Genomic DNA, 8,279 nt, shown 5'->3' on the forward strand with positions numbered 1-8,279 from the left:
CGCCATAGGCCGCCAGCCGGGCCTGCTGGAGCGGATCGTCCGGTTCTCGATCCGGCATCGCTGGATGATGCTGGTGCTGACCCTCGGGCTGATCGGAGTAGGCATCTGGAGCTTCACCCGGCTCCCGATCGATGCAACGCCGGACATCACGAACGTCCAGGTGCAGATCAACACCGAGGCGCCCGGCTACTCTCCGCTGGAGTCCGAGCAGCGGGTCACCTATCCGATCGAGACGGCACTCGCCGGCTTGCCCCGGCTCGACTACACGCGCTCGCTGTCGCGCTACGGCTTGTCGCAGGTCACCGTGGTGTTCGAGGACGGCACCGACCTGTACTTCGCCAGGCAGCAGGTGGCCGAGCGCCTGCAGCAGATCCGCTCGCAGATCCCAGAGGGACTGGAACCCGAAATGGGGCCGATCTCGACCGGGTTGGGCGAGATCTTCATGTACACCATCGATGCCGCGCCCGAGGCGGTCAAACCGGACGGCACGCCGTGGACCGCCACCGACCTGCGCACCCTGCAGGATTGGGTGATCCGGCCGCAGATGCGCAACACCCCGGGCGTGACCGAAGTCAACACGATGGGCGGCTTCGAGCGGCAGATCCACATCACGCCGGACCCGTCCAGGCTGGTCGCACTCGGCTTCACGCTGCAGGACATCGTCGACGCGGTGGCGGCCAACAACCAGAACATGGGCGCCGGTTACATCGAGCGCAACGGCCAGCAGTACCTGGTGCGCGTGCCCGGCCAGGTCGGCGGGATCGACGAGATCCGGAACATCGTGCTGGACCGACGCGACGGCCTGCCGATCCGGGTCGCTGACGTGGCACAGGTGGGTGAGGGTCCGGAGCTTCGTACGGGCGCGGCGACCCAGAACGGCGAAGAGGTCGTGCTGGGCACCGTGTCGATGCTGGTCGGCTCCAACAGTCGCACGGTCGCGCAAGCCGCGGCGGCGAAGCTGCAGGATGCGAACGCAAGTTTGCCGGAAGGCGTCACCGCGACGGCGGTCTACGACCGCACCGGGCTGGTCGAACGCACGATGCAGACGATCTCGAAGAACCTGGTCGAGGGCGCCCTGCTGGTGATCGTGGTCCTGTTCCTGCTACTGGGGAACTTCCGCGCCGCGCTGATCACCGCAGCCGTCATCCCCCTGGCCATGCTGTTCACGATCACCGGAATGGTGCGCGGAGGCGTCTCGGGCAACCTGATGAGCCTGGGTGCACTCGACTTCGGGCTGATCGTCGATGGCGCGGTCATCATCATCGAGAACGTCCTGCGCCGGTTTGGCGAGATGCAGCATCGGCTTGGCCGGACGCTGACACGTGAAGAACGCAACGACCTGACGGCTACCGCCACGGTCGAGGTCATCCGGCCCAGCCTGTTCGGCATGTTCATCATCGCCGCGGTGTACCTGCCGATCTTCGCCCTGACCGGGATCGAGGGAAAGATGTTCCATCCCATGGCGATCACGGTGGTGCTGGCCCTCACCGGCGCCATGGTGCTGTCGCTGACCTTCGTTCCCGCGTCGATCGCGATCTTCATGGGCAATCGCGTCCAGGAGAAGGAGAACCGGCTGGTCCAGTGGACGCGAGGCCGCTATGAGCCCTTGCTTGCCTGGTCGCTCCGCCGGCAGAACTGGGTCCTTGGCGGGGCACTCGCCCTGGTTGCCGTGTCCCTGCTGGTCGCCACGCGCCTGGGCAGCGAGTTCATTCCCAGCCTGGACGAGGGCGACATCGCCATGCACGCGATCCGTATCCCAGGCACGGGCCTGGAGCAGTCGGTGAAGATGCAGCTCGCCGTTGAGGAGCGCCTGCAGCAGGTTCCTGAAGTGGAGCGGGTCTTCAGCAAGATCGGCACGGCGGAGGTGGCCACCGACCCGATGCCGCCGAACGTGGCGGACACCTTCTTGATGATGAAGCCACGCGCGCAGTGGCCCGACCCGAGCAAGCCCAAGGACGTGCTGCTCGAGGAGATCGAGGCGGCGGTGGCGACGCTTCCAGGCAACAACTACGAGTTCACGCAGCCGATCGAGATGCGGACCAACGAGCTGATCTCCGGCGTGCGTGCGGACGTGGCGGTCAAGGTGTTCGGCGATGATCTGGACATGCTGATCGAGGTCGCCGAACAGGTCGAGGCGGTTGCCAGGCAGGTCGATGGCGCGGCGGACGTCAAGACCGAACAGGCGACCGGCTTGCCACTGCTGACGATCGTCCCGGATCGTGCGGCGCTGGCGCGCTTTGGCCTGAATCCGGGGATCGTGCAGCAGACCATTGCCACCGCGGTCGGTGGTCAGGTTGCCAGCCAGCTGTTCGAGGGCGACCGCCGCTTCGACATCGTGGTCCGGTTGCCGGAACAGATGCGTGTCGATCCGACTGCCCTTCAGGATCTGCCGATCCCCTTGCCCGACGTTGCGAACGCGGACCGGTCGAGCCTGGAGCCACGCTGGGCGACCGCGCGGACCGTACCGCTGCGGGAGGTCGCGAAGATCGAAAGCCTGCTGGGGCCCAACCAGATCAACCGCGAGAATGGAAAGCGCCGGGTGGTGGTCACCGCCAACGTGCGTGATCGCGACTTGGGTAGCTTTGTCGAAGAGCTGCAGCAGCGCGTCGGGCAGCAGGTGGACGTGCCCGAGGGCTACTGGATCGACTACGGCGGCACGTTCGAGCAGTTGATCTCGGCCAGCCAACGGCTCGCAGTCGTGGTACCGGTGACGTTGGTCCTCATCTTCGGCCTGTTGTTCATGGCGTTTGGCTCGGCCAGGGATGCGGTGATCGTGTTCAGCGGCGTACCGCTGGCTCTGACCGGCGGTGTAGCTGCACTGGCATTGCGCGGCATCCCGTTGTCGATCACCGCCGGGGTCGGCTTCATCGCCCTGTCCGGCGTGGCCGTGCTCAACGGCCTGGTGATGATCGCCTTTATTCGCAATCTGCGGGAGCAAGGCCAGTCGCTGGACGACGCGGTCTTCAACGGCGCGCTCGGGCGGCTGCGGCCGGTCTTGATGACTGCCCTCGTGGCGTCGCTCGGCTTCGTCCCGATGGCGCTCAATGTCGGCGCAGGCGCCGAGGTACAGCGTCCGCTCGCCACCGTGGTGATCGGCGGGATCGTGTCTTCTACGCTGCTCATCTTGCTTGTCCTGCCCACCCTCTACCGTCTTCTGCACCGCGGCGACGCATCGATGCCGCAACGGGAGGCCCACTGAGGTGAGCGAAGAGAAGATCGAGATACACGGCGCGCACCAGCGCCGGATCCTGTTGATCGTCCTTGCCTTGAACCTCGCGCTTGCCGCGGGGTTCTGGGTCACGGGCCTCGCTGCCGGCTCAAGCGCCCTGATCGCGAATGGACTGGACAATGCGTCCGACAGCGCCGTCTACATCATCACCCTGCTCGCGCTCAGTCGTTCACCGGCGTGGAAACGGTCGGCGGCCAAGGTGTCCGGCTGGCTGCTGATCCTGTTTGCCGCGGGAATCCTGGTCGACGTGGGTCGTCGCTTCTTCGGCGACGTCGAGCCCATTGGCACAACCATGATGGTGATGGCCCTGGGAGCCGCCATAGTGAACGCGACCTGTGTGTGGCTACTCAAGAAGATCCGGCAGGCCAACGTGAACGTGCGTGCCGCGACCACCTTCAGCACCAACGACTTTGTCGCCAACGCGGGCGTGCTTGTGGGTGGCGGATTGGTGCTCTGGACCGGGCGGGCCTGGCCCGATCTAGTCGTCGGTCTTGCGGTGGCGGCGATCGCCCTGAAGGGGGGCATCGAGATCCTGCGGGATGCGCGAGGTCAAGAGCATGGCTAGCAGAGCCGGCTTGCAGTACTTTCTCCATCGGAGCCGCGCTTTGTGTCGGGGCATTCGGCAGGGCACAGCGGTCACCCCATGAGTCGGTTGAACGATGTGCGTGACAGACTGGAACGGCACCAGATCCCGATCTATTTTCTGGCGATTGCGCTCGGCTTCGCCGTCGCGTTGACCGTACCCGGCACCGGCAGGCTGGAAGTCCTGATCAATCCCGCGCTGGCATTGATGCTGTTCGTCACCTTCCTGCAGGTGCCGTTGGTCAAGCTGCGAGCCGCGCTGGCGAACCGGCGCTTCCTGGGCGCATTGCTCGTTGCAAACTTCCTGGTCGTGCCGCTGCTGGTCGCGGCCATGTTGCCGCTTTTGCCAGCAGACCCGCTGGTCCGTATCGCCGTGCTCTTCGTACTGCTGTGCCCATGCATCGACTACGTGGTCACCTTTTCCCATCTGGGCAAGGCGGACTCCGCGCTGCTGCTGGCTGCGACGCCGGTTCTATTGCTCGTGCAGATGTTGCTGTTGCCGCTGTACTTCGGCGTGCTGATGGGCGAAACATCGGCCTCACTGGTCCAGGCAGGTCCGTTCCTGCACGCATTCGTCTGGCTGATCGCGGTCCCGCTACTGCTCGCGGCGGGCCTGCAGGCAGCCGCCTCGCGCTCGCCGAGAGTGGCCCGTTTGGCCTGCCTGGGTGGGGTGATGCCGGTACCCGCCACCGCGGGGGTGCTCTTCGTGGTGATCGCAGCGGTGACACCGCAGCTGGGACCAGCAAGCAATGCTGCGGTCTCGGTCGTGCCGTTCTACATTGCCTTCGCGATCATCGCGCCACAGCTCGGCCTTGCGGTGGCACGGATTTTCAAGCTGGCTGTTCCGGCGAAACGGGCCGTGGCGTTCGCGTCGGGCACGCGCAACTCACTGGTGATATTGCCGTTGGCCCTGTCGATCCCCGGCGCGCTTCCCATCGTACCGGCGGTGATCGTGACCCAGACGCTGGTCGAGTTGATCGCAATGCTGGCCTACATACCGCTGATACGACGGGTGGCAACGCGTGACTGCCATGCTGCCGCCCGCCCAGGTCACTTCTCGGTGCTTGTCAGTGGGCGCCGCAGCGTGTCCAGGATGACACATTGGCCGCGCTCGCCCCCACTGCAGCTGCCGATCACCCGTTCGAGCTCAGCGGCCATCCGCTGCAGGTCCCCGAGCCGGGCCTGAATGTCCACCAGGTGCACGCGGGCGAGCCGGTCGACATCTTGGCATGACAATCCGTCGTCCTCGGCCAGGCCCAGCAGGCTGCGGATCTCCTCCAGGGAGAAGCCAAGGTCGCGGCCACGACTGATGAAGCGCAATCGATCCACGTCCGTTGACCGATAATCGCGGTACCCGCTCGCTGTGCGCGGCGGCGCAGGCAACAACCCGATGCGCTCGTAGTAGCGCACGGTTTCCGGATGGCACCCGCTGCGTGTCGCGACCTCTCCAATCTTCATGGGCTTGACCCTGTAGCGGCTACAGACTTTAGGATCGCCGACCTGACAGCGGTCCGCAATTCCTGCGTCCGCTCCCATCTGGAGACTTGACCATGGGTGACTCGTGCGGCTGCGGAAGCACAGTGGATATCCGGGCCTTGGAGGCCGGGCAGCGGCGCGTGCTGATGATCGTGCTGGCGATCAACATCGCCACCTTCGTGATGATGATCACGGCGGCGATTTACAGCGGATCGTCCTCGTTGCTGTCAGGCAGCCTCGACAATCTTGGCGATGCGCTGACCTACTTGCTGAGCCTGGCGGTGATCGGCGCCAGCTTGCGCGCCAAGGCCAAAGTGGCGCTGATCAAGGGACTGCTGATTTTCGGCGCCGCGGTGGCGGTCGCCATCCAGATCGGCTGGCGCCTGGCCCATCCGGAGGTACCGATCTTCGAGGCCATCGGCATTGCTGCGGTGATCAACCTTGCGTTCAACGCACTGTGCCTGTGGTTGCTGACGCCGTACCGCTTCGGCGATGTGAACATGTCATCGGCGTGGGAGTGTTCGCGCAATGATCTGTACGAGGGTGTTGCGGTACTGCTGGCGGCCGCCGGCGTGTGGCTGTTCGATGCGGGCTGGCCCGATCTGGTCATCGCCGGTGGACTGTTGCTGATGTTTCTGCGGTCCGCCTGGCGGGTACTCCGTATGGCTTGGCGGAGCTACCGGGACGAGGCGAAATAGCAAGTTGCGGCCCGTTGCCCGGCCCAAGAGAAGAAATGCCCCGTATGCCGGGGCGTTTGTTCGCCGAGTTGGCTGATGATCGGCATCCAGTGGCCGCGACCGCTATCCGCAGCAGGGATTCTGTTGCTGGATCGGTGGACACGGCACGGTGCCGTACGAACAGAACACACAACAGTCGCCCGGCTTGGGCCGCAGTACCGTGCTGCAGCCTGGACACTCGTAGAAAAACTGACAGGCCGTGGTAGGCATCATCTCGCTGGCCTGGTGCCTGCATTCTGGGCAGGTCAGCATGCTTTGCAGTTGCAGATCAGCCACCATTTGTCCGTGCCTTGGCCGGGAAGCCTGCTTCGGTGATGGCCCGTGCGATGTCCGAAGCACTTGTACGCTCGGAATCGAAGGTCACCGTTACCGTGGCTGCCTTGGTATCGACCGCAGTGTCAGCTACGCCGGGCACCTTCTCGAGCGCTTTCTCAATGGTGATGCTGCACGTAGGGCAGGTCATGTTCGCGGCCTGCAACACCACCGTCTCAGTGGGGGCGGCCCCCGCCGTTCCGGCCCATATGACGGCCATCAAGGCCAATGTCCACTTGCGCATCGATCGTCTCCTACAGAAGCCAAATCACGTAATACGGAAACAACAACAACAAGGCGATCACGACAGTGGCTAACCAAAGCCAGCGCCGCCGCCGGCTCAAGATGCCCGGATCCACGCATTGGCCTTCGGCGCGGCATCGAGAGGCTGGTCCGTACAGGCCCCAGAAGGCTAACCCCAGCGACAGCAGGGCGGCAGCACTGAACCAAGGGCGCCATGGATCCAGCGCGGTCAGGTTGCCGATCCAGGCGCCACTGATGCCCAGCAGGACCAGCACCAGCGGCACGACGCAGCAGACCGATGCGCCAATGGCGGCGATGCTCGCGCCAACGATGGCTGGAACAGACGATTTGGCCGGGGTTGTTTGCATCAGAGCATACTAGCCTCTGTACCTAGGTACGGAGTCAAGCCGTGCGTCCGAACACGTTTACGATCAGCCGGCTGGCGGCGGCGGCCGATGTGCACGTCGAAACCGTGCGCTACTACCAGCGACGTAGGCTGCTGCGTCAACCCGAGCGACCCATAGGAGGCGTGCGTCGTTACGACGAAAACGATGTCAATCGGCTTCAGTTCATCCGGCGCGCTCAGATGATGGGATTCAGCCTCGACGAGATCGCTGGCCTGCTAGAGATCACAGGCGAACGTTCTTGCGAGCAGACCCGTCAGCTGACCGAGCGAAAGCTCGTCGATGTCCGTCTACGAATCCGCGAGCTGCGACAGCTGGAGAGGGATCTCGAACAGAAAATAGCGCGGTGCGCCCAAGTGCCGGCGGGAGAATGCTGCCCAACCCTCGATTTTCTGGAGCGGCCAAGAAAGCCAGCTGCGACAGGCAGTTAGCTCACTTTCGGCCCGTTTTTACACGAATCCCTGCCGACCCTCTATCTGGTGAACCCCGCGGTTGAGATGACACTGGAGCTATACTTCTCTCAGCAACTCGAGGAGGCGCTGACTGTCCAGTACGAACGAATCAAGGATCGGCGTGTCCGGGACACTTTCGTCAAGCGCCTGGAAAACCAGATCGAGACACTGCTCAAGGACTGCATCGATTGGGACTTGAAAGAGCCGACCGAGGCCCAGCTCAGTTACGCGACGCTTGTAGCCAAGCAAGTTGGCATTTCCCTGCCGAGCGAGGCACGCAAGTATCGGTTCCACGCCGCGATGTTCCTGGAGACATATGCGCCGCAGGCGCGAAAGGAAGCAGAAGCTGCTGACCGGCGGCCGAACGCATCCGCCGCTGACGCGGCGCAGCAGCTGGTGGCCGACAGGCTCCACAGGGGAACTGCGGGATCGTAGGCAGACATCAGCATCTCCCCCATAGAGACATGCAAGGCGCGCAGATGGGAACGCCAGATCTCACTGTCTGAGAGCGGGGCCGAAGACACTTCCTCAATCAATACCTCTGGAGCAGATGATGACCACTCCACACGAGCGGAGCCGCGCGTGGCTCGGGACGAGCGCCTGCCGCTAGAGATTCGCCAGCACGCAGTCATGATTGCTCGTCATTTTCCGACGATCGAGCAGATCAGCCACTTGGCCGCTACTACCGCATCCTCACCCTTTCCGTTCGGGATTGAACTTGAGGAACCCGAAGCCAACCCGGAATGGCGTGAGGCATGTCGACACGGCCCGGCGGATTCAACCCTGAAGTGCAATTTCCTTGAACCGAAGCGGGCCAGGTGCCGTAGGCTGGGCCGCTCCACGA

Annotated in this window: 10 protein-coding genes and 1 pseudogene; 7 read left to right on the forward strand and 4 right to left on the reverse strand. The window is 64.1% G+C overall.

All coding sequences use genetic code 11. The annotated features are described in order from the left end of the window. Positions 1-22 precede the first annotated feature (22 nt). The 3 genes from WDB66_RS14605 (at position 23) to WDB66_RS14615 (ending at position 4,997) form a co-directional block, all read left to right on the forward strand. The gene (locus WDB66_RS14605; protein ID WP_339399344.1) at positions 23-3,199 is read left to right on the forward strand and encodes an efflux RND transporter permease subunit; all 3,177 of its coding nucleotides are present in this window, start codon (positions 23-25) and stop codon (positions 3,197-3,199) included. A gap of 1 nt (position 3,200) precedes the next feature. Beyond that, entirely contained in the window at positions 3,201-3,794 is a 594-nt protein-coding gene (locus tag WDB66_RS14610) for a cation efflux transmembrane domain-containing protein (RefSeq protein WP_339399339.1), read from the forward strand. A 78-nt stretch (positions 3,795-3,872) separates the two neighbouring features. After that, positions 3,873-4,997 carry an arsenic resistance protein gene (locus tag WDB66_RS14615; RefSeq protein WP_339399340.1) on the forward strand — a complete coding sequence of 375 codons (1,125 nt, stop codon included), beginning with the start codon at positions 3,873-3,875 and terminating at the stop codon, positions 4,995-4,997. A gap of 11 nt (positions 4,998-5,008) precedes the next feature. Here the strand turns inward: WDB66_RS14615 and WDB66_RS14620 are convergent. Next, positions 5,009-5,347 (reverse strand): annotated as a pseudogene (locus WDB66_RS14620) (MerR family transcriptional regulator); the annotation flags it as partial. 14 nt (positions 5,348-5,361) lie between these two features. On the opposite strand from WDB66_RS14620, the gene WDB66_RS14625 reads away from it, so the two are divergent. Further along, the gene (locus WDB66_RS14625; protein WP_066922029.1) at positions 5,362-5,985 is read left to right on the forward strand and encodes a cation efflux transmembrane domain-containing protein; all 624 of its coding nucleotides are present in this window, start codon (positions 5,362-5,364) and stop codon (positions 5,983-5,985) included. 102 nt (positions 5,986-6,087) lie between these two features. Here WDB66_RS14625 and WDB66_RS14630 read toward each other — a convergent pair whose 3' ends face one another. The 3 genes from WDB66_RS14630 to WDB66_RS14640 are packed head-to-tail and all read right to left on the reverse strand — an operon-like array spanning position 6,088 to position 6,947. Then, entirely contained in the window at positions 6,088-6,303 is a 216-nt protein-coding gene (locus tag WDB66_RS14630; protein ID WP_322109198.1) for a GDCCVxC domain-containing (seleno)protein, read from the reverse strand. After that, entirely contained in the window at positions 6,293-6,580 is a 288-nt protein-coding gene (locus WDB66_RS14635) for a heavy-metal-associated domain-containing protein (protein WP_036196115.1), read from the reverse strand. Before WDB66_RS14635 ends, WDB66_RS14630 begins: the two co-directional genes overlap by 11 nt. 10 nt (positions 6,581-6,590) lie before the next feature. Then, the gene (locus tag WDB66_RS14640; protein WP_339399341.1) at positions 6,591-6,947 is read right to left on the reverse strand and encodes a mercuric transporter MerT family protein; all 357 of its coding nucleotides are present in this window, start codon (positions 6,945-6,947) and stop codon (positions 6,591-6,593) included. 41 nt (positions 6,948-6,988) lie between these two features. On the opposite strand from WDB66_RS14640, the gene WDB66_RS14645 reads away from it, so the two are divergent. From WDB66_RS14645 to WDB66_RS14655, 3 genes are all read left to right on the forward strand, one after another. Continuing rightward, the gene (locus WDB66_RS14645; protein ID WP_043766636.1) at positions 6,989-7,414 is read left to right on the forward strand and encodes a MerR family transcriptional regulator; all 426 of its coding nucleotides are present in this window, start codon (positions 6,989-6,991) and stop codon (positions 7,412-7,414) included. Positions 7,415-7,480: 66 nt separating this feature from the next. Beyond that, a complete protein-coding gene (locus tag WDB66_RS14650) occupies positions 7,481-7,870 on the forward strand; it encodes a hypothetical protein (protein ID WP_339399342.1) in 390 nt (129 codons plus the stop codon). A gap of 195 nt (positions 7,871-8,065) precedes the next feature. Next, positions 8,066-8,279, forward strand: a 214-nt coding sequence (locus WDB66_RS14655; protein WP_339399343.1) for a hypothetical protein, incomplete at its 3' end; no start/stop codon positions are given.

Origin of the sequence: Denitratimonas organivorans, from assembly GCF_037478135.1 — a bacterium.
Lineage (GTDB): Bacteria > Pseudomonadota > Gammaproteobacteria > Xanthomonadales > Xanthomonadaceae > Denitratimonas.